At 37.0% G+C, this 21967-nt stretch carries 25 protein-coding genes; 9 read left to right on the top strand and 16 right to left on the bottom strand.

The window, feature by feature from the left end:
- Positions 1 to 158: 158 nt before the first annotated feature.
- The 3 genes from coaD to QUF91_RS05775 all read right to left on the bottom strand — a co-directional run bounded on the left by coaD (position 159) and on the right by QUF91_RS05775 (position 2908).
- The gene (coaD, locus tag QUF91_RS05785; RefSeq protein WP_289417127.1) at positions 159 to 674 is read right to left on the bottom strand and encodes a pantetheine-phosphate adenylyltransferase; all 516 of its coding nucleotides are present in this window, start codon (positions 672 to 674) and stop codon (positions 159 to 161) included.
- Between the two features lie 81 nt (positions 675 to 755).
- Positions 756 to 1331 (bottom strand): 16S rRNA (guanine(966)-N(2))-methyltransferase RsmD, encoded by a 576-nt coding sequence (gene rsmD, locus QUF91_RS05780; protein ID WP_289417126.1) that lies wholly within the window; start codon positions 1329 to 1331, stop codon positions 756 to 758.
- 140 nt (positions 1332 to 1471) lie between these two features.
- Positions 1472 to 2908 (bottom strand): RNA polymerase II, encoded by a 1437-nt coding sequence (locus QUF91_RS05775; protein WP_289417125.1) that lies wholly within the window; start codon positions 2906 to 2908, stop codon positions 1472 to 1474.
- Positions 2909 to 2964: 56 nt separating this feature from the next.
- Here QUF91_RS05775 and QUF91_RS05770 point away from each other — a divergent pair, with 56 nt between their 5' ends.
- Positions 2965 to 3354 carry a DUF7147 family protein gene (locus QUF91_RS05770; RefSeq protein ID WP_285396969.1) on the top strand — a complete coding sequence of 130 codons (390 nt, stop codon included), beginning with the start codon at positions 2965 to 2967 and terminating at the stop codon, positions 3352 to 3354.
- A 2-nt stretch (positions 3355 to 3356) separates the two neighbouring features.
- Here QUF91_RS05770 and QUF91_RS05765 read toward each other — a convergent pair whose 3' ends face one another.
- Positions 3357 to 3629, bottom strand: coding sequence for a YlbG family protein (locus QUF91_RS05765; protein ID WP_285396970.1), 273 nt, complete (start codon positions 3627 to 3629; stop codon positions 3357 to 3359).
- Positions 3630 to 3883: 254 nt separating this feature from the next.
- Between QUF91_RS05765 and QUF91_RS05760 the strand changes: the two genes are divergently transcribed.
- From QUF91_RS05760 to QUF91_RS05750, 3 genes are all read left to right on the top strand, one after another.
- On the top strand, positions 3884 to 4783 hold the full coding sequence (locus QUF91_RS05760) for a glycerophosphodiester phosphodiesterase family protein (RefSeq protein ID WP_285396971.1): 900 nt from the start codon (positions 3884 to 3886) through the stop codon (positions 4781 to 4783).
- Between the two features lie 102 nt (positions 4784 to 4885).
- Positions 4886 to 5113 carry a hypothetical protein gene (locus QUF91_RS05755; protein WP_289417124.1) on the top strand — a complete coding sequence of 76 codons (228 nt, stop codon included), beginning with the start codon at positions 4886 to 4888 and terminating at the stop codon, positions 5111 to 5113.
- Entirely contained in the window at positions 5110 to 5568 is a 459-nt protein-coding gene (locus QUF91_RS05750) for a hypothetical protein (RefSeq protein WP_289417123.1), read from the top strand. The genes QUF91_RS05755 and QUF91_RS05750 overlap by 4 nt, the downstream gene beginning before the upstream one ends.
- 146 nt (positions 5569 to 5714) lie before the next feature.
- Here QUF91_RS05750 and QUF91_RS05745 read toward each other — a convergent pair whose 3' ends face one another.
- Complete coding sequence (locus tag QUF91_RS05745) at positions 5715 to 6161, bottom strand: YlbF/YmcA family competence regulator (RefSeq protein ID WP_285396032.1); 447 nt, start codon at positions 6159 to 6161, stop codon at positions 5715 to 5717.
- An 87-nt stretch (positions 6162 to 6248) separates the two neighbouring features.
- Between QUF91_RS05745 and QUF91_RS05740 the strand changes: the two genes are divergently transcribed.
- Positions 6249 to 6749: a PaaI family thioesterase gene (locus tag QUF91_RS05740; RefSeq protein ID WP_285396033.1), complete on the top strand. Its 501-nt coding sequence runs from the start codon at positions 6249 to 6251 to the stop codon at positions 6747 to 6749.
- Here QUF91_RS05740 and QUF91_RS05735 read toward each other — a convergent pair.
- From QUF91_RS05735 to QUF91_RS05725, 3 genes are all read right to left on the bottom strand, one after another.
- The gene (locus tag QUF91_RS05735; RefSeq protein WP_285396034.1) at positions 6730 to 8205 is read right to left on the bottom strand and encodes a UDP-N-acetylmuramoyl-L-alanyl-D-glutamate--2,6-diaminopimelate ligase; all 1476 of its coding nucleotides are present in this window, start codon (positions 8203 to 8205) and stop codon (positions 6730 to 6732) included. The two genes, QUF91_RS05740 and QUF91_RS05735, sit on opposite strands and share 20 nt — an antisense overlap.
- Before the next feature lie 406 nt (positions 8206 to 8611).
- A complete protein-coding gene (locus QUF91_RS05730) occupies positions 8612 to 10117 on the bottom strand; it encodes a transposase (RefSeq protein WP_289417122.1) in 1506 nt (501 codons plus the stop codon).
- A gap of 114 nt (positions 10118 to 10231) precedes the next feature.
- On the bottom strand, positions 10232 to 11353 hold the full coding sequence (locus QUF91_RS05725) for a CAP domain-containing protein (protein WP_289417121.1): 1122 nt from the start codon (positions 11351 to 11353) through the stop codon (positions 10232 to 10234).
- 147 nt (positions 11354 to 11500) lie between these two features.
- Between QUF91_RS05725 and QUF91_RS05720 the strand changes: the two genes are divergently transcribed.
- Positions 11501 to 11866 (top strand): YugN family protein, encoded by a 366-nt coding sequence (locus tag QUF91_RS05720; protein ID WP_285396036.1) that lies wholly within the window; start codon positions 11501 to 11503, stop codon positions 11864 to 11866.
- Positions 11867 to 12085: 219 nt separating this feature from the next.
- Positions 12086 to 13150, top strand: a complete 1065-nt coding sequence (ytvI, locus tag QUF91_RS05715) for a sporulation integral membrane protein YtvI (protein WP_289417120.1) — start codon at positions 12086 to 12088, stop codon at positions 13148 to 13150.
- A gap of 42 nt (positions 13151 to 13192) precedes the next feature.
- Here ytvI and QUF91_RS05710 read toward each other — a convergent pair whose 3' ends face one another.
- The 8 genes from QUF91_RS05710 to cyoE all read right to left on the bottom strand — a co-directional run bounded on the left by QUF91_RS05710 (position 13193) and on the right by cyoE (position 20144).
- Positions 13193 to 13654 (bottom strand): DUF420 domain-containing protein, encoded by a 462-nt coding sequence (locus tag QUF91_RS05710; RefSeq protein WP_285396038.1) that lies wholly within the window; start codon positions 13652 to 13654, stop codon positions 13193 to 13195.
- Positions 13655 to 13694: 40 nt separating this feature from the next.
- Positions 13695 to 14618 (bottom strand): cytochrome c oxidase assembly factor CtaG, encoded by a 924-nt coding sequence (gene ctaG, locus QUF91_RS05705; RefSeq protein WP_285396039.1) that lies wholly within the window; start codon positions 14616 to 14618, stop codon positions 13695 to 13697.
- A 105-nt stretch (positions 14619 to 14723) separates the two neighbouring features.
- Positions 14724 to 14951, bottom strand: a complete 228-nt coding sequence (locus tag QUF91_RS05700; RefSeq protein WP_289417119.1) for a hypothetical protein — start codon at positions 14949 to 14951, stop codon at positions 14724 to 14726.
- A 192-nt stretch (positions 14952 to 15143) separates the two neighbouring features.
- A complete protein-coding gene (locus QUF91_RS05695; protein WP_285396041.1) occupies positions 15144 to 15488 on the bottom strand; it encodes a cytochrome C oxidase subunit IV family protein in 345 nt (114 codons plus the stop codon).
- Positions 15488 to 16114 carry a cytochrome c oxidase subunit 3 gene (locus tag QUF91_RS05690; protein ID WP_285396042.1) on the bottom strand — a complete coding sequence of 209 codons (627 nt, stop codon included), beginning with the start codon at positions 16112 to 16114 and terminating at the stop codon, positions 15488 to 15490. Before QUF91_RS05690 ends, QUF91_RS05695 begins: the two co-directional genes overlap by 1 nt.
- The gene (ctaD, locus tag QUF91_RS05685) at positions 16114 to 17997 is read right to left on the bottom strand and encodes a cytochrome c oxidase subunit I (RefSeq protein WP_289417118.1); all 1884 of its coding nucleotides are present in this window, start codon (positions 17995 to 17997) and stop codon (positions 16114 to 16116) included. Before ctaD ends, QUF91_RS05690 begins: the two co-directional genes overlap by 1 nt.
- 40 nt (positions 17998 to 18037) lie before the next feature.
- Positions 18038 to 19126, bottom strand: coding sequence for a cytochrome c oxidase subunit II (gene coxB / locus QUF91_RS05680; protein WP_285396044.1), 1089 nt, complete (start codon positions 19124 to 19126; stop codon positions 18038 to 18040).
- A 100-nt stretch (positions 19127 to 19226) separates the two neighbouring features.
- Positions 19227 to 20144, bottom strand: a complete 918-nt coding sequence (gene cyoE / locus QUF91_RS05675) for a heme o synthase (RefSeq protein ID WP_285396045.1) — start codon at positions 20142 to 20144, stop codon at positions 19227 to 19229.
- Between the two features lie 335 nt (positions 20145 to 20479).
- Between cyoE and QUF91_RS05670 the strand changes: the two genes are divergently transcribed.
- Entirely contained in the window at positions 20480 to 21403 is a 924-nt protein-coding gene (locus tag QUF91_RS05670) for a COX15/CtaA family protein (protein WP_285396046.1), read from the top strand.
- A 330-nt stretch (positions 21404 to 21733) separates the two neighbouring features.
- A complete protein-coding gene (locus tag QUF91_RS05665; protein WP_289417117.1) occupies positions 21734 to 21958 on the top strand; it encodes a hypothetical protein in 225 nt (74 codons plus the stop codon).
- Positions 21959 to 21967: the final 9 nt, after the last annotated feature.

Genomic DNA, 21967 nt, shown 5'->3' with positions numbered 1-21967 from the left:
AGCGGCAGCAACAAAGCGAGTAGCTGTATAGCGGAAATCAGAGCCTTCTAATTAATCAGAGAGGATAAAAATGGTTAATCAACACACCTGAAATGATAATTGTTATATCCAGCTACATATAAAAAAGGATGCCTTCAATAAGACATCCTCTTTGTATTTTATTTAGTAAAATCATACTTTTCTTTTAAGGCTGCTACAACACAAGTAGGAACAAGCTCATTGACATCACCACCATATTTCGCAACCTCTTTGACGATGCTTGAGCTTAAGAATGAATATTGATTTTTTGTCATAATGAAAAACGTTTCGATGGTTTCATCAAGAAAACGGTTCATCGATGTAATTTGCATTTCGTATTCAAAATCTGAAACAGCACGTAAACCACGGACAATTGCCTTTGCTTTTTTTTCCTTAGCATAGTCTATTAGCAGTCCAGATGAACTTTCAATACGTACATTAGGCAATGTTTTAGTTACTTCAGCCATTAAAGCCATGCGCTCTTCTACTGAAAATAATGGCCGCTTTGATGAATTATTTAAAACAGCAACATAGACTGTGTCAAATACATCCGCCGCACGTTTAATGATATCTAAATGACCAAATGTCACCGGATCAAAACTTCCAGGAACTACAGCAATTTTCTCTGACAACTTATTCTCCCTCTTTCTTTGCATAACGATCAATTTCACCTTGATAGCATGATGTTGGCCACTCTGGCATTTCCACAGGATGTGAAGTTCTTAGCCTGAGTACCTCTATTCAGTGGGCATTGGGACATCCAACGAATGAAGATAAACGGATATAATCGTTCCACCATATGTTTCTTGTCTTTTTAATACAAAGTCCCCAAACCTTTGCGGTAATTCTACTTCTTTTGCATGCTCACATAAAATGATGCCATCATGTTGAATCTTATTATTGTCGACAAGTATTTGTACTAAGTCATAATATTCTTTGTGATGGTATGGTGGATCTAGAAATACTAATTTAAACGTAATATCACGTTTTAATAACGCTTTCACAGCACGCTTCGCATCTATGCGAAAGAGCTCAGAACAATCCTCGTAACGACATTTTTTTATGTTTTCCTGTAGTACTTGGAACGCCTTTGCATCCTTTTCAATAAAAACGGCATGCTCAGCCCCTCTACTTAAAGATTCGATGCCTAAGCCACCGCTTCCTGCAAATAAATCGAGCGCAATACCTCCGTCAAAGAATGGACCAATAATATTAAAAATGGATTCCTTTACTTTATCTGTTGTAGGTCTCGTCGTGTTCCCTGCAATCGCCTTTAACGGCATCCCTTTACGTTCTCCTGCTACAACTCTCATATATGCAAATCACCATACTTTCCTTATTCCATCTATTAATTTCGCCTTTGCGTGCGTTTAGATTTTTAATTGTACTTCCACAATTCAAAATCCGCGACATCCACCGAAAGCTTTAGATAAAAATATTTTTGCAGCGAAAGTCAAACCTCCGCTGCAAAAATTTGTTCTTGTGTTAAAATTTGGATGCTATCATCACTTTTTTGTAATTCTACTAAAAATAATCGTTGTAGCCAAGCTTCTTCAACATAATAATGATCGGCAATTTTAATAATCGGTTCTGAAATAGTAGAATATCTACGTTGATTGAATACATAAAAACCAGGTTCATTCGGGAATCGGAAAGTGCGATTATCATTATTTACATAATATCCATTTTCACCTTCACCAGCAGTATAACCTAGATATGGCAACAATGTATCAGCACTATATAATACTTGTCCTTCACGGAGAATAACATGAACATCTTCTTTCAAAACGTCATTAACGTAAACGCTTCGATTATCCTCAAATAATAGTGGATATGTGCCATTTTCTTGGGCTGCATTCAACTTAAAATAAGACGTTTTTGCCTCTAACACCTCTGATAAAAGCTTATCCATTGTATCAGGAGAAACCGGCTCTTCTCCAAGTTCTTTCAGAGCCTTCTGCCATGCCGCCTCTTGATCAGCTGTCATATATTCTTTTAACGTCTTCACGATGTCCTTTGTTTTATCTGAACCAATTGAATCCTTCACTAAATAGGATGCCAAAACTTCCGGCAACCATGTTGGTGAATCTTTAAACTTATATTGTGACTTTATTTGTGACATTATAACTTCTTGCTCAACAGCTTGTTCAGTTAACTCGGGTAAAAATAAAAGTCGATCATCATGTTCTTTCACTGGACTCTTCTCTTGAATGATAGCTATATGTTCATCATTCAAAAACTGTAAATTTTCTAATGATGTTAAGAAATCCTTTGAAATAGCTCCCGAGGCATAAATAGATAACACAGGGGTTTGCTCCTGTACCTTTAGATTGCCGGTTTGCCAATAAATATCTCGAACTGTACCACTCCCACTAAACATTGTATAGTTAACAAGTGATAGTTGTTGCTGACCTACTAAAGGCAAGCCAGTTATCCACTGACCATTAATTTTGCTATCAGTTGAAATATGTACAATAGAATAAGATGCTTCACCATTCGTTAATGTAGCGAAAACATTTTGGATAAGCATTTTATCTTTTAAGCCACCTTCAATCGGAATTATGTATGAAACAGATTGCGATTTAGTCTCTCCTTTTTTAAAGTATGAGACTTCATCTGATAAGCGGCCACAACTTTTTTCGTTTTCGATAAAGCAACTAGGATTTACAGCTTTTTCAGGCCATTTTATATCCACCTTTTGGTTGGGCAAATTTTTAAAATGTTGGCGAATATCCAAGCTATTTTCCCGATAGACTATTTCTATCTCTTGTGAATAATGGAATTCGCCATTCCCTGTTTCTAAGTCAGATGAATAAGCATTGTACTGGAAAAATAACGTTCCGATAATGATTAGTGCTAGAACAGAAAAAAAACTCATTGCAAATTTCATGTGCTTGACCTCCCGCAGCATGATACTATGTGTATTGGAAAGGATGTGCAATTTTTATGCCACAACAATTTATAGAATTAGGTGAGGGCTATGGTGATGTTTATGAGCTACTTGAAATAGTGAGAACCAATCAAGAGCGCTTCCACCAAGCCTTTATACTAACTTCCACTAAAGAAGAAAAAAAGGTTACCTCTTTAGCAGTCGCTTTAAAGCCAGTCGGTGACAGTAAATTCTTGCCGATTTATATTTGTCGAGAAGGCATCCCTTTTAATGAGGAGCAGCCTTCAAAGCGACAAAAAATGTTCGAAGAAAGTATTAAACAACTAGATCGAAAAGCGGTTGTTGTAGAAATAAAGCACTCATCTATATTTTCGGAATCAAAACTATTTTATCAATACTTAATCGGTATAATGAGACTTCATCACTACATTCCAGCATTAACGTAATATTATAGTCCTACCTTATAGTCATATTCCTTCGCTTTATCTGGTTTTGCATTTTCAAATTCAGTTTTAACGAATGGACGATAAGACTTCACAACGTCTTTCACGAATGGAAGGCGTTGTAGTTTTGTTGTCAATGTTTCAATTTCCTCTCGCTCGCAATAAAGCACTACATATTTTTGCCTCCGAGAAATATAAAGAACATGACCATATTTCCGAAGAGACTTCGCATGTTTTAATTGATGGACGTAAACGATTAGCCCTTGTCGTTCGTTCATATAGTATTCCCCTCATTTCTTACATAAAAGAATACCATAGACCGGAAAATGATAGCAACAGAGTTTAGCTGACAGAACGCTCATTTTTCCGTTATAATGAAAAAGCATACAACGTTGATTAAGAGTTTTACATTCACTTAAGTAAGAAAATAAGAAACTAGTTAGAACTTCACTGATTTTGTTTTGTTCACTGAAAATCCATAAGTGAATTGGCCAGTACTTTTATATCATTTTAATTGTTAAGGAGGACGAATATGGGTAAGAAAACAAAGATTGCTCTTGCAATTGCAGCGGCAAGTGCAGCGGCTTGGGCAGGTAGTAAAGCTATTTCTAAACCTCAACAACGAGAAAGTAAACAAGCATTACAGTTCGATCATCCAGTTATTCTTGCACATCGCGGCGGTGCCAAATTAGCACCTGAGCATACAATGCCTGCTTTTGAAAAAGCCGCACAGTTAAGTGTTGACGGCTTTGAAATAGACATTCGCTTAACTAAAGATGAGGAAATTATCGTTTTCCATGATGATACTGTTGAGCGTACGACAGATGGCTATGGTCTTGTTGCAGACATGACTTTAGCAGAAATAAATGCATTAAACCACGGTTATCAATTTGAAGATTTGGATGGGGAATTTCCTTATCGAAATGAAAAAATAGACGTTGTAACATTACGTGAACTAATAGAAACTTATCCAAATATGCTGATAAATATTGATATTAAAGATGCACCAGATACGTATGAAGGGAGTTTAATGCCTTCTAAATTATGGCGTTTAATTGAAGAACTTGGTGCAGAAGATCGAGTAGTTGTCACAAGTTTTTATGGCGAACAGATAGATCGCTTTAATCTTTATGCACAAAATCAAGTAGCACTCGGTGCAGGTGAATCAGATGTTCGTAAAGCATTCGCTTCTTTCTCAAGCCAATTTGGACATTTATATCACCCAAAGGTAGATGTATTCCAAATACCACCGAAATCAGGAGTAATTGCACTAGATTCTCCAAAGTTTATTCAGTTTTTAAGCAACTTAAACATACCTGTTCACTATTGGACAATCAATGACGCGGCAACAATGAATAAGTTAATTCGCAATGGTGCAAAAGGTATAGTTACAGACCGACCTGATATTGCTGTAGAATTACTACAAAAATAGAATGGAGCCTAATCTCCATATTCATAATTGGTAAGGGTAGTTGGAAAACAGCCCTTACCTTTTGTTTTATATTGGTGATGAGCCTTCATTTGCGAAGTTCTGGTGGTTTTATCCATCACTTCGATAAGCCTATCCTTCACTCTGGGCATTTTATCCGTCGCTCTCGGGATTCTTTCCGTCGCTTTGATAATTCTATCCGTCACTTGCGGTTTTATCCGTCGCTTCGATAAGCCTATCCGTCACTCTTGGCATTTTATCCGTCGCTCTCGGGATTCTTTCCGTCGACTTGATAATTCTATCCGTCGCTTGCGGTTTTATCCGTCGCTTTGATAAGCCTATCCTTCGCTCTGAGCATTTTATCCGTCGCTCTTGGGATTCTTTCCGTCGACTTGATAATTCTATCCGTCGCTTGCGGTTTTATCCGTCGCTTCGATAAGCCTATCCTTCACTCTGGGTATTTTATCCGTCGCTCTCGGGATTCTATCCGTCGCTTTGATAATTCTATCCGTCACTTGCGATTTTATCCGTCGCTTGCGGTTTTATCCGTCGCTTCGATAAGCCTATCCGTCACTCTTGGCATTTTATCCGTCGCTCTCGGGATTCTTTCCGTCGACTTGATAATTCTATCCTTCGCTCTGATAATTCTATCCTTCGCTTGCGATTTTATCCTCCGCTTCGATAAGCCTATCCTTCACTCTGGGCATTTTATCCGTCGCTTTTGGGATTCTTTCCGTCGCTTTGATAATTCTATCCGTCACTTGCGGTTTTATCCGTCGCTTCGATAAGCCTATCCTTCACCCTGGGCATTTTATCCGTCGCTTCAATAAGCCTATCCGTTGCTCTAAGGATTCTATCGCAGTAGTTTTGTAATAAAAAAAAGACTGTATACAAACTCATAATTCATCGAGTTTGTTACAGTCTAATAAGAAGTCTATGCAGAGCAAGAGCAAGAACCACCTGAGCCACATCCTCCCCCGCAGGAAGAACCTGATGCAAAAAACGGATTACTTACAGGAACTTTTACTGCTTCTGATACAGTTTTTCCAATAAGTAGGCTTATCTCGTCAAGCAAATCTTGAAAATCATTTTCAGCAATCTTTAAAGCTGAAATCTTTTCATTTAAATCGAGTGCGCGCTTTTGCTGACGAATCGATTTCATAATTGTATGATAGTCCGGATGATATTTTCCGAAACGTTGTACATCTTCATACTGCTCTTTCATGCGATTAAATGCGTGAATAGCTTCAATTATTTGAACATCGCTATAAACAGCATCATACGCTTGTTGTAGCGTTTTTGCAGGCTCAGAGGAAAGAATCATCTCGCAAAGCGCGTCGGCCTCATCCAAAATGATTACCCAGTCAGAGGTCATCATCATTTTTAATTCCCCCAATCTCTTTCCCATCATAACAGATTTTATGGTAATTTTACATTATTGATATTTTTAAATGAAGGAGTTTTTTAATTGATCACATCATCTAAAGGACAAATAGAACAATTACTAGCAGATATTTTACAACATAGTACAGCTGAAGATGAGGAAGTTTTACTACATTTATTGTCTGGCCTTCGCGATAAACAACAAGGTATTCATCGCCGTTATATTAATGCTGCCTTACATATGGTCGGGAAATTTGATCCTGAGGTCAGTGAGGTTCGTATTCCAATTACACCCGTTATCCATAATACCATTAAGGTTCCGCACGGTGGGATTATCGCAACCATTGCTGATGCAGCAATGGGAGGACTTGCTTCACGTTCAGTACCAGATGGCTTTAATGTGGTCACAACAAATATTAATGTCTCTTATATTGCTACAACGACCAATAAAGAACTAATCGCTCGTGGACGTTTTGTACATAAAGGGCGTCAAACACTTGTGATGGAATGTGATATTGAAGATGAAACTGGACGAAAACTTGCTATTGCGACTGCTACTTTTTTTGTCATTCAACGCCGTCCTTAGTCATAAGATTTAAAAAGTAATCTCGAATACATTGTTGATCGGAAAAAGGGAGTTTTTGATTTTTTATTTGTTGGGTCTGTTCATGCCCTTTTCCGGCAACTAGTACAATATCACCTTTTTCTGCCTTTGCTAACGCTTGATGAATAGCAACTTCTCGATCTAGAAAAATTTCATAATATTGCTGTTCAGTAAAACCAGCAATAATACTTTCGTTAATTACGATAGGGTCTTCATCACGTGGATTATCGGTTGTTAAAAAAATGACATCCGCATACTTACTAGCTACCGCTCCCATCGCAAATCGTTTGGCCTTATCTCGATTTCCTCCACAGCTAAATACAAGGTAAAGGTTTTTCGAGCGCTCAAAAGTTTGTAAAACAGCCTGTAGTGCCTCTGCAGTATGCGCGTAATCTACATATACATCAATTCCAAATGGATTGTCTATTTTTTCAAGTCTTCCTTCTGGTAGTCTTAACGACCACATATGCGCTGCTATCTCATCAATGGAGAAACCTAGACGCCATAAAGCCATTAACGCAGCTACAGCATTTTGCACATGGTACTTACCAACAAAAGGGATTTCTACAATATGCTCACTTGATGATGTTTGCAAACAAAGTACCGTTTTTCCAATGGATTCACTGACAATTTGGATATGTAAATCATTATGATTATCAAAGCCAAATGAGCAGGATTTTTTCTTATCATAAATACCTACAGAACGGCAAAAATTATCATCTCCATTTAGCACTAGCTTTTTTGATAAATCTGCCAACCTTTTTTTCGCACGCTTATATGCCTCAAGTCCTCCATGATCTTCTAAATGGTCCTCCGATAAATTTAAAAAAACGCCACAATCGATATCACAATGATCAAGCCTATGTTGCTGTAACCCCATCGATGAAGCTTCTAAAACAACATGTGTAACTCCACTTCGTACACATTGCTTTAAAATCGGATGCAACTCTTTTGCTTGTAATGTTGTTAATTGTTCATACATTGTTTGTTGCTTCTGTTCATTGATGAAAAATCCTACAGTTCCAATAACCGCTACATTTTTATGTAAGGCTCTTAACAGCTGGCTCACAAAATGACTCACTGTTGTTTTACCATTAGTACCTGTAATCGCAATGACTGTTAATGCTTCTGCTGGAAAGGCTGAAAGTTTTGCACTCGCATACGATAAAAATAACGATGTATTCGGAACCCATACAAAAGGGATATTTTGATCGGTAATAGGTAGTGAAATACTTTCCTCTGATATTATGGCAGCAGCACCCCGAGCTAATGCTTCTTTTACAAAGCGGCTTCCCGATGTTTTCTTGCCCTTGCGAACAACGAAAATATTTCCAGGCTTTATCGCCTGTGCATAATCCTCAACGCCCGTAATAATTGTGCGAATAGATCCTCCAGTCACGCTACATGGCCAGTCTTTCAATAGTTCAGCTAATTGCAAGCTTCATTCCCCCTTTCAGTTCTCTATCATATGACGGCGTATGTATCGGTGTGACGAAAAATGTAGATGCCGATTTGCATATCTTTTTCGGCTAAAAAACGAAAAAACTGAAGATAAACTTGATTTCGCCAAGTTTATCTTCAGTCTCAAATTTCTTTTTTATCCCGCATTAATACAAGACTCCCACATCACTTTATTCTGACTACTCCCACAGCTAAAGCAGTGGGGTTCTTATATACTTAAGAGAAGCGTTACAAAGCTCTCCACAGATGGTGTTGCTATGTCCTGTGTACAACATCTTTGATTTATCTTCTGTTCTATAAGACTTTCTTATTTACACAACCGATGTTGTGTTGGCAATAAGTTTTAACGAAGGCAGGTAGCTCTACCTACGGAGGAATAGCCCTCACTTGATTTGTTTGATTCCCATGCTAAGAGGGAATGTTTTCTTTACTTGTCTTAAGTCTTCTATATGTTGATTGTGTAACTCTAAAAAGGTAGTAAACGTTTTATTGCATAAGTCTTGATTCGTTTGTTGTAAATTTGGTTCACTATTCATCAGTAAAAACGCACTATATAAATCTCGTTGTACAAGATGACTTCCAATTTGACTCCAACGTTGATGGAGTTTTTTCTTTTCATAACGATCCGTCACATGGTTATACTGACTGGCTCTAAAGGTGATCGTATTTACTTTCTGTATCGTTTGCTTTGTGTAACCTAATTTTTGATGGATGATTTCCACTAGCATCGCAGGGGCATGATTCCCAATGCTTTTTCCAAAACGCTTTTTGGATTGGATTTTACCCTGTATATTTGTTTTGGTTTCTTTTGTACGCTTTGCTAATCCTTTAAAATGCATGGTTTCGATGTACACCTCATCGCCAAGAGACAAGATTTTATTGACTAACGCACCATGTTTTTCTTTGATGTAGGAAGCTTTCTTTCTATATAATTCTTTTATTTGTTTTTTTGTTTTTTGATAGTTTTTACTATATGTCCAACGGAGTTTGACGCTATGTTTAATAGTACCATCCTTGTTGAAATTGTTAGGATTGGTACTTCTACGACTTCTATCCAATTTGCGTAATAAACGTCTTTTTTGTTTCTCCAATAAAGGTACTTCTGGCGCAAGTTGTTGGATGAAAACGGTTTTTTCTGAAACAACCGCAATGGTAGAAGGACCAATGTCAATACCTACTCGTTTTTGTTTTTGATAGGCATGTCGAAAGGCTCCTGTAGATGGAATTCTCTTTGCAGGAGGAACCCCATCCATCACGAGTTGTACGTAAAAAGTATGTACTCCACGAATCACTTTTTTGACTAGACGACAATAATTAATGGTATGAAGAGCAAGGGATTCTTCTACAAATAAATCTTGTTTGCGAATACGAATAGGAAGGGTTAATCCGTTCCAATAGACAACATTCTCTTTAAATCGAATGCCTGCTTTATTAGATTTCCCTTCTACAGAATGAAGCATTCCGTAACGTTTAAAGTGTGCTTTGCTCCCTTTAAATAGAACATCCTGAACCGCTTTCCAGACAGTAGAGGCGATTTTCTGGGAAGTATTGCTATCTATATGTTTTTTATAGTTATGTTGATGCTTTTTAATATACGCATGCAGTTGATTTTCACTTAATCCAAAAGATTGACGAATGTTATCTAATTCTTGTGCGGTCTGCTTCAATTCTTTTGTATCATTAGATTTTTTTGCTTTTTGGTAGCAACGTAATTGTTTTCGATAGTGTTTTGATTCCTGCATTAAAGTATATTGTTTTATTGCATAAGACAAAGTCGTATTATAGAGTGTACGGGCAATTTCAAAACGTTTTAATAGAATATCCTTTTGCCATGTATTTATAAGCAACTTGAGTTCTATAATAAAACAATCTTTTTTCGATTTCGTCATTACCCGTCACCCCTTTATTTTTTGATTATTCACAACATACAACAAAAACGTATGTTCTGTAAAGAAAAAAGCACTTCATTCCTCCCACCTCTGAAGAAGTGGGAGGAATGAAGCTCAATTCTGTGATGATTCATCAATATTTTCCTCTGGTATTTCAGAGTCCTCCTCACTATCCAGCTTTTGAGAAGAAGGTTCTACGAATATTTGCGTATAATAATTTAAAAATACTCCTGATCCCACTGTAGTATATTTATCATTTAAAATGACTTTACGATGCTCAGGAGAATTAAGCCAGCCATGCATTGCTTCGATAGCATCAAAATAATCAGTTGCAAGATTTTCATTCGCTTCACTATAAATGATTCCCTGCGTCTCTAACCTCTTTTTTAAATCTCCATTTGTTGGTGATTCATGCCCAACAAAATTTTGAACCTTCATATCTTCACTATGCATTTTTGCTACTTCCTCTAATGACTCATCCATTTCTAATACAGGTAAATCATGATGAATCCTTGTTACATTTATTAAATCATCTAGCTGTGTAGCATTCGCTACATTGATTTCTTGCTGTAAAAACGAGGAAGGTGGTGCTGATGTAACAAGCTCCCCTTGATAAGTCATTTCATAAGGTTGATGAAGAGCAAGCGTTTTACTATCAGTAAAGCGAACTCCTTCTAACTCACCTGTTTCTCTATCTATATAGAGTTGTGCAAAAATCCCATCGAATTTTACAAGCAATCGTGTCTGCATATCTTCTTCACTCATTGAGAAAACGAAAATATTTTCACCTACATTCGCAGATACTTCATAATCAATGATTGTCATTCGGTAAATATCATCGCGTTTCTGTCCAATTTCAAACGGATAAGCATCTATATCTTCACCAGCTATGTAAATTTGTGTCACAATATTATTTTGAACGCCTACCATAAAAAATGTAGAAGCATTTTCATTGTAGATCCACCATTCATACCCAAAGGATGATGGTTCCTTTCGTGCTGGTTTACCATATTTACTCACAATTTTCTTTACTTCTTTACCGATATATGTCGACATCCCGCTTTGTGGGCGTGTCATTGCCCCTACTTCTGGTTGTTTTAACTCGTTTTTGGGAATAATATTTGAATTGGCATTCGGGCCTTTCAATGGCTCATTTTCTCGTGGTGTATTAAAAAACATAAAGCCAATCAAAGCAATCGCAGCACATGCCATAAAAATGCGAAATAAAGCTTTCATACATGACTCCTTTTCATCACATTTATTGTAAGTTATTATATCAATTGTAATTGTGTTGACACAATGTTGTCATTGCAACAATGTCGAATATGCTCTATTATAAAAATGAGCGTATACTTTGTACGAGAAACTAAAGGAGGATTATAGATGTATTTTGAAAATACTAACCTTGAAAATTTAACAGCTGATCAAGAACTTATTGTAAGCATCATGAAACAAAATGGTCTAGAATGTGATGGCGGCTGGGACTACGAACGCATGACATTTGATAAGCGTTTCGATACTCGTGAAGGTCGTTACTACCTACGTGTATTTGCCTATGCAAAATCTGGTGATGTTGGTGCACACGATGCAATCCTAACACTAATGAAACCTGTACTTGGTAAATACTACTATCCACACGGCGTTGAGTATGGCGATGACGAAGTTTTTCCAGCTCACCTTGTAAAAAAATGTGAAGAAATCTTAAAAAAGGTTAAATTAGACCTAGAAGCTTTTAAAATTCAGGCATAATTTTACATAGTTATTTCACGGTGTATGCATGTCGATTAAACATTCGAAATCATTTTTATTTTTTTATCTGTCAGACGGTGACAGTACACCAAGTTGGCAACAGCGTACAGTGCATTAACTATATCTGAAAAGACTGGTGGTCCAGTCTTTTTTATTTTGAGTAAAAATATTATTTCTTCTCATACTACCTATATCTTTTACATGATGTAGGTGAGATAAATGCTACAATTTTTCAAACGTCCCTTTTTCCGCCACCCAATAATTGTTATAGCTATCGGGGTTGCAATTCTCTGGTTCATATCCCTGTCATTACCAATACTACTTGCCTACGTAACTGCATTACTATTAGAGCCTGTAATCATACGGATCAGTAAACGATTCCGAAAAAAACGCAAAATAGTCGCCTCCATTTTTTTTATGTTCTTTTCAAGTATGACATTACTATTATGTATTCTCATTATATTTATAAGTTGGAAACAATTTTCAACATTTATCATTCATATTCCAGAGTACCTCAATCAGCTATCAGCACTATGGATTCAAATACAATCCAAGCTTTCCAACTATACTTATCATTTGCCTTTAGATCTAGTTATACAAATTCAACTTATGATAGCCCGTTCTCTATCATCAATCGAAAAATTTGCACTTTCTTTAACAAATGTGAATGTTTGGTCATTTTTACTTACGTATATCCCTTCACGTTTGTTTGATATTTTTGTTTATTGGATTGTGTTATACATGTTTCTTTTAGAATTACCAACCATTAATCGTAAAATATTAGCTCCTATTCCCTTTCACTACCAACAAAAAATACTTTTTATAGGACACCGTGTGAAACTTGCCTTATTTGGTTTTATGAAAGCACAATTTTTAGTTGGTATTTGCATTTTTGCAATAGCTTTTGGAACCTTTTATTTTCTTAAAACACCATTCCCACTTATTTTATCACTCTTACTAGTCATTTTAGATTTCGTTCCTTTTTTAGATTCATTTATATTGCTTCTTCCTTGGGCAATATACAAAGCCTTTACAGGTGATTATATCTATGCTGTCGTGCTAGTCGTACTTACGATCGTACAATTTTTAGTTCGACGTATGATTGAGCCTAGAATTATTGGAAATAAAGTTGGACTCTCCTCACTAACTACTTTTATTGCAATGTTTATCGGTTTTGAAATATTTGGATTTTTCGGTATTTTAATTGGTCCTTTACTCGTTGTTGTTGTCGTTTCCATATTTAATCAAACATCCATAAAAAATCTCCCTCCTTCTCAAGAATAAGGAGGGAGATGATTTTTTGTTTATGACACCCGCTGAAAGAAGTTAGAAGCCTAAGATAGCTTTAATGGCAGATGTTGTTTCACCTGGTTCAAATAATACATATAGTAAAAAGTATACTAAAACTCCGGTAATAGCTACAAAGAACCAAATAATACTTGTAATCGGTCCAATACGACGGTGAAGCTTCATATTCGTTTTCAAACCAGAAATAATACTAACAATACCAAATACAGCTCCCACAGTCGCAAGAGTAATATGGAAAATTAAGAAGAAAGTATAATATGGTTTTAAATCTTCTCCTCCACCAAACGCTGTGTTACCAATAAAGACTGTACGTGAAACATAAATAATAAAGAAGGTAAGTGCTGCAACTCCTGCTGCAAGCATTACTTTTTTATGTGCCTCTACTTTTCCTTTTATAATTAAGCCCCAACCAATAGCTACAAGTACAGCACTAATAACGATGAATGATGTACTTATAGTAGGCAAAATTTGTAATTCCATTCACAAAACTCCTTATACAAAGTAAATTTCTATTTTACAATTAATGTTGCTGTTGGCTTTCCCATTTCTTTTGATGTTCTTTTAATGCGTCAGCTGTAATTTTATCAGGATCCTTTTGTTCTGATCGATACCATCTTGTAAAGATAACACCAATTAAAACACCAAAAATAAGCTCTTGTAAAATTTTCATTAGAACTCCGCCTAGTTGCTGATCCGCAACAGGTGTCATATCTGTAAAGAGCTCTGGTCCTGAAAGGGATAAACCAGATAATGTGGAAGCTGGTACACAAAGCTCCATTGCCTTAAGCCACGCTTCGCCATTTGTATATGTTTCATACATAGCGTTTGGTGCAAAAATAATTAACCCACATGCAGGTGTGATTAATACCGCATTAGCAATAATATAGGCTATTTTATGCAAAGGCTTCATTTGTGGAACATCTGGCACCGTATGAACTAGTGGCCAATACATTATAACAGCAGAAACAAATAATACAAAAGTATATGTACCATGTAATGTTTCATTTAACTTAATATAATCTAATACATCAGGTAAATGATAGAAAGAAAATAGACCAATAAATACAATTACCGCAACGACAGGTAATGTTAGTACTTTAAATACAGATCTAACAACCGGTGCTTCAATCGCAACTTTCCATACCCACCAAGGAATCCCCTTAATTAAGAAAATCGGTACAAGTAACAATAGTATAGCCATTTGCACCATATGCATCGTAAACATAATGTGCGCCATTATGTCAATTGGAGACCCTTTAATAATATAAATCGTTACCATTGCCAGTACAAAATAAATTGCCTCTCCCTTTTTCAAAGGCTCACTTACTTTAAAATCCTTGCGCCACTTTGTTGTGACTAAAAAATAGATGACTGTAATGAAAACAAGAACCCCTATTAAGTATGGGCTCCATAAAGCTTGGAAACCAAATATACTAAGTGGCATATAGAACGCACTCCTTTAAACTTCAGTACTCCTATTATAGAACGCTTACAGCTATACTGCAATGAACGAAAGGTGAACAAATTACTATGTACGGTGTACTGTTGTTCATATTGTGAAAAACAATATGGTCAAGGAAATCTGTGAATCATGTGGCACTTTAATGAGGGTTGATTCCCGTTCTGACTGGGCGCTTTGTAGCTGCCGCTTTGCTTTCGCTACAGAAAACATTTGTAGCTGCCGCTTCGCTTTCGCTACAGAAAACATTTGTTGTTGCTGACGCTTCGCTTTCGCACAGAGCAAAGCTTCCTGGGGGCGTCCGATGAGCCGCTTCAATCAACTAATTCACATAGCATGTATCCTCTGACAAGTCGCTTTAAAAGCATAGCGACAGCAACAATAACAATGTAACCTGAACGGAAATCAATCCCACTTGAATTATATTATTTCTTACCAGCTCATCACTTAATAGTACCCAAAAAGAAAAGCACGTTCCTACATAAAGTAGAGAACGTGCTTTTTTGGTGATTACCACCAAATAATTGTTAAAAATGCTAAGAAGAATGTAAATGCGATTAATATACCCATCCACATGAAGAAGCCAATTACACCACCGAAGTGTGTTTTTTTGTCTTCTAAGTGCATGAAAGAGTAAAGTTGAAGAACCACTTGAACACCTGCAAGCAATAAAACGAGCGGTAATATTAAGTATTTAGAAAAATCAGCTGCAACTACTGCGAATGCGATAAACGTAAAGAAAATCATAATCGCAAAGTTAACTACTTGTTTACGCATATGAACGGCATTATGATGACGATCATACTCGTATTGTGCCTGAGACTTAGCAACTATAGGTGTATCGTGTGAAGACATTATCCGATCACTCCCATCAAGTATACTACTGTAAAGATGAATACCCAAACTACGTCGATAAAGTGCCAGTATAAAGCAGCCACGAAGAATTTAGGTGCATTGTATAAGTTAAGACCACGTTTAGCATTACGAATCATTAACGTTGAAATCCACACAAGTCCTAAAGTTACGTGGAAACCATGCGTACCAACTAATGTGTAAAACGCAGTTGAGAACGCAGATTGGTCAAATGTGAAACCTTTGAGTACATAATGATAAAATTCATAGATTTCAAGACATAAGAATCCAAAACCTAAAAGTAATGTAATACCAAACCAAGTTTGCATAGCTTTAAAGTTAAAGTTACGCATATGGTAAATTGCATAAACAGACGTTAGTGAAGATGTTAATAGTAACATCGTCATAGCGAAAGCTAAAGGCAATTCAAATAAACTTTGTGTTGTGAACTCCATGCCAGCTGGCCCTTTGTTCTTAAGCGCTAGGTAAGTAGCGAACAAACTTGCGAAAAGTACAACTTCACAGGCAAGGAAAATCCAGAAACCAACAACTTTATTTTTCCCTTCCATCGTAGCTTGTTCAGGGTGATCTGGCCAAGTATGAGGAGTAAATTTAGTATTGAAATCCATTATTTATTTCCCCCTTTGCCATAAAGTTGTTCTTCAATTTCAAGAATTTCTTCTTTGTGTAAATGGAAGCCGTGATCATCCTTAACAGAACGGAAAATCATAGCACCAAATGTAATTGCAAGACCACCGATTAAAATATAAATTGACCACGGTTTATCTGCATCTGGATGGTAAAGTGCACCGAATGCTGCAATAAACAGACCTAGAGAAATAACAAATGGGATAGCTGAGTTGTTTGGCATATGAATATCACCGACTGGCTCAGCAAATGTAACTTCTTTGTTTCCTTCTTGTTTTTCAATCCACCATGGATCTAAACCACGAACAAGTGGTGTTTGACGGAAGTTATAGAATGGGATTGGTTGTGGAATTGACCATTCTAATGTACGTCCATCGCCCCATGGGTCGCGACCTGCTGGTTTGCCTTTGAATGACAGTAAGCAGTTGATTACCATTATAATAACCCCTACACCCATCATAAATGCACCGATTGTAGAGATAAAGTTGAACTGATCCCAACCTTGACCTTCCATGTAAGTGAATACGCGACGTGGCATACCCATTAAACCTAAGAAGTGTTGAACGAAGAACGTTAAATGGAATCCGATGAAGAAAATCCAGAAAGTAATTTTACCAAGCGTTTCGTTTAACATACGGTTGAAGAAAATTGGCCAGTAGAAGTGTGCTGAACCAAAGATCGCTGTTACGATACCACCAACGATTACGTAGTGGAAGTGGGCAACGATAAAGTAAGAATCGTGTAATTGGTAGTCAAGAGGTGCAGATGCTTGCATTACCCCTGTAACACCACCCGCAACGAATGACGGGATGAAACCAAGTGCATAAAGCATTGGTGTTGTAACTTTGATAGAACCGCCCCAAAGAGTTAAGATCCAGTTGAATACTTTCATACCTGTTGGTACGGCAATTGCCATTGTTGCAACAGCAAAGATTGCGTTGGCTGTTGGCCCAAGACCAACTGTAAACATGTGGTGAGCCCAAACCATGAACCCTAAGAAACCGATTAAAATTGTTGCGAATACCATTGAAGAGTATCCAAATAAACGTTTACGAGAGAACGCTGGAATAATCTCAGAGAATAAACCAAACGCTGGTAATATTAAGATATAAACCTCTGGGTGTCCGAAGATCCAGAATAAGTGTTCCCAAATAATTGTGTTACCACCCATTAAATGGTCGAAGAAGTTACCACCGAACATACGGTCAAATAACATCATTAATAAACCAATAGTTAATGGAGGGAATGCGAATAGAATTAATGCACTTGATACTAGAGCAGTCCAAGTGAATAATGGCATACGCATAAATGTCATACCTGGAGCACGCATTGTAATAATCGTAACGATAAAGTTAAGACCTGATATTAATGTACCCGCCCCTGATATTTGTAAACCAAGAACATAGAAGTCAATACCATGTCCTGGAGAATATAAAGATAAGGATGCATAAGACGTCCAGCCCGCATCAGGTGCGCCACCCATAAAGAATGACAGGTGAAGGAATACTGCACCTAGGAAGAATAACCAGAACCCTAATGAGTTAAGGAATGGGAATGCAACGTCACGCGCACCAATTTGTAATGGTACAAGCATGTTCATAAATGCGAATAGTAATGGAGTCGCAGCTAGGAATAACATTGTCGTTCCGTGCATTGTTAATAATTCATTGAAAAAACCAGCTGATATGAAATCGTTATTTGGTTTCATTAACTGAATACGCATTAATAACGCTTCAAAACCAGCGATAGCAAAGAACAATGTACCGGCTAATAAATACATTACTGCTAACTTTTTATGGTCGACAGTGGTAATGTAATCCCAGACAGTTGCTCCAAAGCCCTTTTTCTGTGTGTATGAGCTCACAACTTTTACCTCCCTCAAAGTTTGTTACATTAAACTAAAATTATTTCTCAACAGATAAGCTCATGATATAAGTTGCTAGAGCTTGAATTTCTTCGTCGGATAAGTCGCCATAAACAGGCGCAGTGCCCTCTGCATTCATCATTAAGTTACCTGGTTTGAATTCCCCAGGGTTCTTAATCCAAGCTTTTAAGTTTTCTTCATTATGTTCTAAGAAACCAGCAACACGGTTACGGTCACCAAATGTAGTTAAGTTAGGACCTGGTGTACCTCCTGCTCCTGATCCAGAAACAGCATGACAACCTAAACAACTTTTAGCAAATGTTGCTTCACCAAGATCTGTTGAAGCTTTGTCAGCCACTTTTCCTTCTGTTGCTTTCATTGAAGCTACCCATGCATCGAATGCTTCAGGGCTTAATGCTTTAACTTTGAAGTCCATTAATGCGTGTGAAGGACCACACAACTCAGCACATTTACCATAGAATACGCCGTCTTTAAGGTCTTTAGATTCTTTATCGAATACTAGATAGAATTTATTTAAGTTATCTACGTTCGTATCCATTTTACCGCCTATAGCAGGAATCCAGAATGAGTGCTTAACATCTGCAGCTTTTAAGTTAAAGTAAACTTTTTGACCTGTTGGTACAACTAATTCTTGAGCAGTTACAATACCTTGGTTAGGGTATTCGAACTCCCACCAGTATAATTTTGCAGTTACATTTACTGTAAGAGCTGTTTTGTCACCATTTTCATCTACTTCGTCCATTGCAGCAACATCTGCAAATTTATAAGTAGCGGTAACAACTGGTACAGCTAAGATTAATAATAAAATAATTGGAATTACTGTCCAAATTACTTCAAGAGTGTGACTTCCTTCTACTTGCTTAGGTATAACGTCTTCGCCAACTTTTGAACGGCGGAATTTTACGAATGCAAGTAAATAGATAACGGATACTACTACTACAACTAACGTCATAATTCCCGTAGCTAACAGTAATAGATTGAATTGTTCTTTACCTACTTGACCAGATGGTTTCAGTGCAGAAATATATTCTTCACCACAACCAGAAAGGAAAACCATCATCACTGCTAGAAGTGAAAAAAGACGCCATTTTTTAAGCCCTTTCATCATAGCTTAATTAAACCCCTCTTTCTTTGTTGTATTTTCATGTGTACCTAGGAAATTAGTTCTGTCTATATGAATTCTTTAGGATAAGAAAGAATTCCTATACTTAGCTAAACAACGCAAATATGATGATAGATACAAATAATATTGTCATATGATTTAATGAATAGATAAACATTTTATTTGCCCATTTCATATCATCTTTTGTAGTAAAGCCTTTTAAAGCTAGAATCAACCAGCCCAAGTTCAATGCTGTGGCAAGTACTAAGAAGCCTACCCCAAGCTCTGGTAAAAGGAACGGTAACGGTAATAATAAAAGAATCCAGAATAACATCGAGTACTTCGTTCGTTTAAATCCTTTTACTACAGGTAGCATTGGTATATTAGCTGCACGATATTCTTCAGTACGTTTCATAGCAAGTGCATAAAAATGCGGTGGTTGCCATGCAAACATGATAAGGAATAAGGCAAGTGCTCCTGGACCTAATGCAGGTTCAACAGCTGCAAACCCAATAACTGGTGGAATAGCCCCTGAAATACTTCCTACAACCGTGTTACTAACATGCTTCCTCTTTGACCACATTGAGTACAGAACGACATAAGCAAATATTCCTACTAGTCCCCACATGCCGGCCGCAAACGATGCCGCAAATAACAAAATTTCACCTACAATTAAAAATGAGAGGGCAATGGTCAATACAAAATTCGGCTTAAATCTACCCGTTACTGTCGGTCTAGCCTTCGTTCTTTTCATGATTGGATCAATATCCTGATCAATAAAGTTATTCATTGCGCCTGAGCCACCTATAATTAATGCCGCACCCAGCATGGTGAACAATATGACATCAAGCTCTTGCAAGAAGTGCCTACTAGTAAATTGAAATGCCAGCCACATCCCTGTAAACGTTGTGACAAGATTCGAGTTAACGATTCCAATTTTTATCAGTGCTAAAAAATCTTTTACAGCAGATGTTGATTCTGGTCCACCATTTCTAGTAGCCGTCAGTGCACGACCGTTTGACATGATACCTCTCCTTTCATTTTTGTAAGCATATTCCGCTAATGTTTACTATAGCGAAATTTGCGATTGATTTCTAGACATTAAGTGAAATTTAGATGAAGTTGTAAAAATTAGCTTAGTCTAGAAATATAATTAAAAACAACATATCTATAGTAAAACATTTTCTAAAATGAATTGTGAAGGTTAAAGTACGAAATTATGAACAATTTGTGAAATGGAATCGACATCTAATACTACCTACTCTTTACAAGTTGTTTTTTACCTGTTTTTTCGATATTATCTAGTAGCAGTAACATTACGTTCTTGTAATGTGATATATAAAGTAGGTGACTCATTTTATGCAACAAAACAGGTTTATGAAATGGTTTGCTGTTGCCGCTACCGTTGGAATGCTTCTTATTTTATTAGGTGGAGCACTTGTTACCAAAACAGATAGTGGCTTAGGCTGTGGTCGAAACTGGCCTGATTGTAATGGTTCTCTTATTCCAAAAGAAATTACACCAGAAGTCTTAATTGAATTTTCACATCGTCTCGTAACTGGAATCGTATCTATTTCAATTCTTGTGTTAACAATTTGGACATGGCGTAAACTCGGTCATATTCGCGAAGTAAAGTTATTAGGTTTCTTAGCGATGTTTTTCTTAATCGCACAGGCTCTTATTGGAGCTGCTCAAGTATTGTGGGGACAAGGCGATTTCATACTAGCACTCCATTTTGGGATTTCTCTTATTTCCTTTGCTGCCGTTCTTCTTCTCTCTATGATTGTATTTGAAGTGGATCAGAAATTTGATGCCGATAACGTTTTTATTGGTAAAAAGTTACGTTGGCATACAATTGCTGTCACAATTTATTCTTATTTAGTCGTTTATACAGGGGCGCTTGTTCGCCATACAGAATCTAGCTTAGTATGTCCTGACTGGCCATTTTGCTACAACGAAACACCATTCGCACCACTAAATAATATGTATGAATGGGTGCAAATGGGGCATCGATTTGCTGTTCTTATTTTTTCTATTTGGATTGCATACATAACTTGGCACGCTATAAAAGAATATAAAAATCAACGTGTTATTTACTATGGCTGGATTATTGCCTCTATTATAGTAATTTTACAGGTGATTGCTGGTATGTTAATAGTCCTAACTAGATTGAATTTAACAGTCGCGTTACTTCATTCATTATTTATTTCAATTTTATTTGGTCTACTTTGCTACATGGTATTGCTAGTTGCACGTAGCAATTATAATGAAAAAAACAAATAATAGTAGAAAAAGATTCGCCACATCAATGGCGAATCTTTTTTATTTATTTAAACGATTTCTATTAAAAAGCAGCAAATGACATGTCAAAAAATCGACAAGTATATTATTACAATATAGCAAAATCAATAAATCAGGTGTGTTTCTTAACCATTTTTATCCACATTAATTAATTAGAATGCTCTGATTGCTGCTGACACTTCCTTTTCGCACAAAAACATTTGTTGCCCTGACTGCCCCAAGAAATCGCTCAATCGGAACGGAAATCAACTCCGCAATATGGTGATGAGCCAAAATAGCAAAATAAAAAAGGCTCATCACCAAAAGTTGTGGATGATATTAGTTAAAACGTATGCTATGTATATAAGTCGATTGGAGTGGAGGCTGGGCGACTCCTTCGGGATCAGCGTCACAGATGAGACCCTGGAGCGAGCAACGCGAGTGAAGCTGCTCATCGGACGCCCCCAGGAAGCTCTGCTCTGCGCGAAAGCGAAGCGTCAGCGGCAAAGCGCCCAGCCGGAACGGAAATCAACCACACGTTTTGGTGATGAACCATAAAAAAGGTTA

This window comes from Lysinibacillus sp. G4S2, assembly GCF_030348505.1.
GTDB lineage: Bacteria > Bacillota > Bacilli > Bacillales_A > Planococcaceae > Lysinibacillus.
This window is presented reverse-complemented; position numbering and strand designations above follow the sequence as displayed.

Excerpts from the sequence above, each read along its gene's own strand:
- coaD (WP_289417127.1), bottom strand. The coding sequence starts at position 674 with ATGCAAAGAAAGAGGGAGAATAAGTTGTCAGAGAAAATTGCTGTAGTT.
- rsmD (WP_289417126.1), bottom strand. The coding sequence starts at position 1,331 with ATGAGAGTTGTAGCAGGAGAACGTAAAGGGATGCCGTTAAAGGCGATT.
- QUF91_RS05775 (WP_289417125.1), bottom strand. The coding sequence starts at position 2,908 with ATGAAATTTGCAATGAGTTTTTTTTCTGTTCTAGCACTAATCATTATC.
- QUF91_RS05770 (WP_285396969.1), top strand. The coding sequence starts at position 2,965 with ATGCCACAACAATTTATAGAATTAGGTGAGGGCTATGGTGATGTTTAT.
- QUF91_RS05765 (WP_285396970.1), bottom strand. The coding sequence starts at position 3,629 with ATGAACGAACGACAAGGGCTAATCGTTTACGTCCATCAATTAAAACAT.
- QUF91_RS05760 (WP_285396971.1), top strand. The coding sequence starts at position 3,884 with ATGGGTAAGAAAACAAAGATTGCTCTTGCAATTGCAGCGGCAAGTGCA.
- QUF91_RS05745 (WP_285396032.1), bottom strand. The coding sequence starts at position 6,161 with ATGATGATGACCTCTGACTGGGTAATCATTTTGGATGAGGCCGACGCG.
- QUF91_RS05730 (WP_289417122.1), bottom strand. The coding sequence starts at position 10,117 with ATGACGAAATCGAAAAAAGATTGTTTTATTATAGAACTCAAGTTGCTT.
- QUF91_RS05725 (WP_289417121.1), bottom strand. The coding sequence starts at position 11,353 with ATGAAAGCTTTATTTCGCATTTTTATGGCATGTGCTGCGATTGCTTTG.
- QUF91_RS05720 (WP_285396036.1), top strand. The coding sequence starts at position 11,501 with ATGTATTTTGAAAATACTAACCTTGAAAATTTAACAGCTGATCAAGAA.
- ytvI (WP_289417120.1), top strand. The coding sequence starts at position 12,086 with ATGCTACAATTTTTCAAACGTCCCTTTTTCCGCCACCCAATAATTGTT.
- QUF91_RS05710 (WP_285396038.1), bottom strand. The coding sequence starts at position 13,654 with ATGGAATTACAAATTTTGCCTACTATAAGTACATCATTCATCGTTATT.
- ctaG (WP_285396039.1), bottom strand. The coding sequence starts at position 14,618 with ATGCCACTTAGTATATTTGGTTTCCAAGCTTTATGGAGCCCATACTTA.
- QUF91_RS05695 (WP_285396041.1), bottom strand. The coding sequence starts at position 15,488 with ATGTCTTCACACGATACACCTATAGTTGCTAAGTCTCAGGCACAATAC.
- QUF91_RS05690 (WP_285396042.1), bottom strand. The coding sequence starts at position 16,114 with ATGGATTTCAATACTAAATTTACTCCTCATACTTGGCCAGATCACCCT.
- coxB (WP_285396044.1), bottom strand. The coding sequence starts at position 19,126 with ATGATGAAAGGGCTTAAAAAATGGCGTCTTTTTTCACTTCTAGCAGTG.
- cyoE (WP_285396045.1), bottom strand. The coding sequence starts at position 20,144 with ATGTCAAACGGTCGTGCACTGACGGCTACTAGAAATGGTGGACCAGAA.
- QUF91_RS05670 (WP_285396046.1), top strand. The coding sequence starts at position 20,480 with ATGCAACAAAACAGGTTTATGAAATGGTTTGCTGTTGCCGCTACCGTT.
- QUF91_RS05665 (WP_289417117.1), top strand. The coding sequence starts at position 21,734 with ATGATATTAGTTAAAACGTATGCTATGTATATAAGTCGATTGGAGTGG.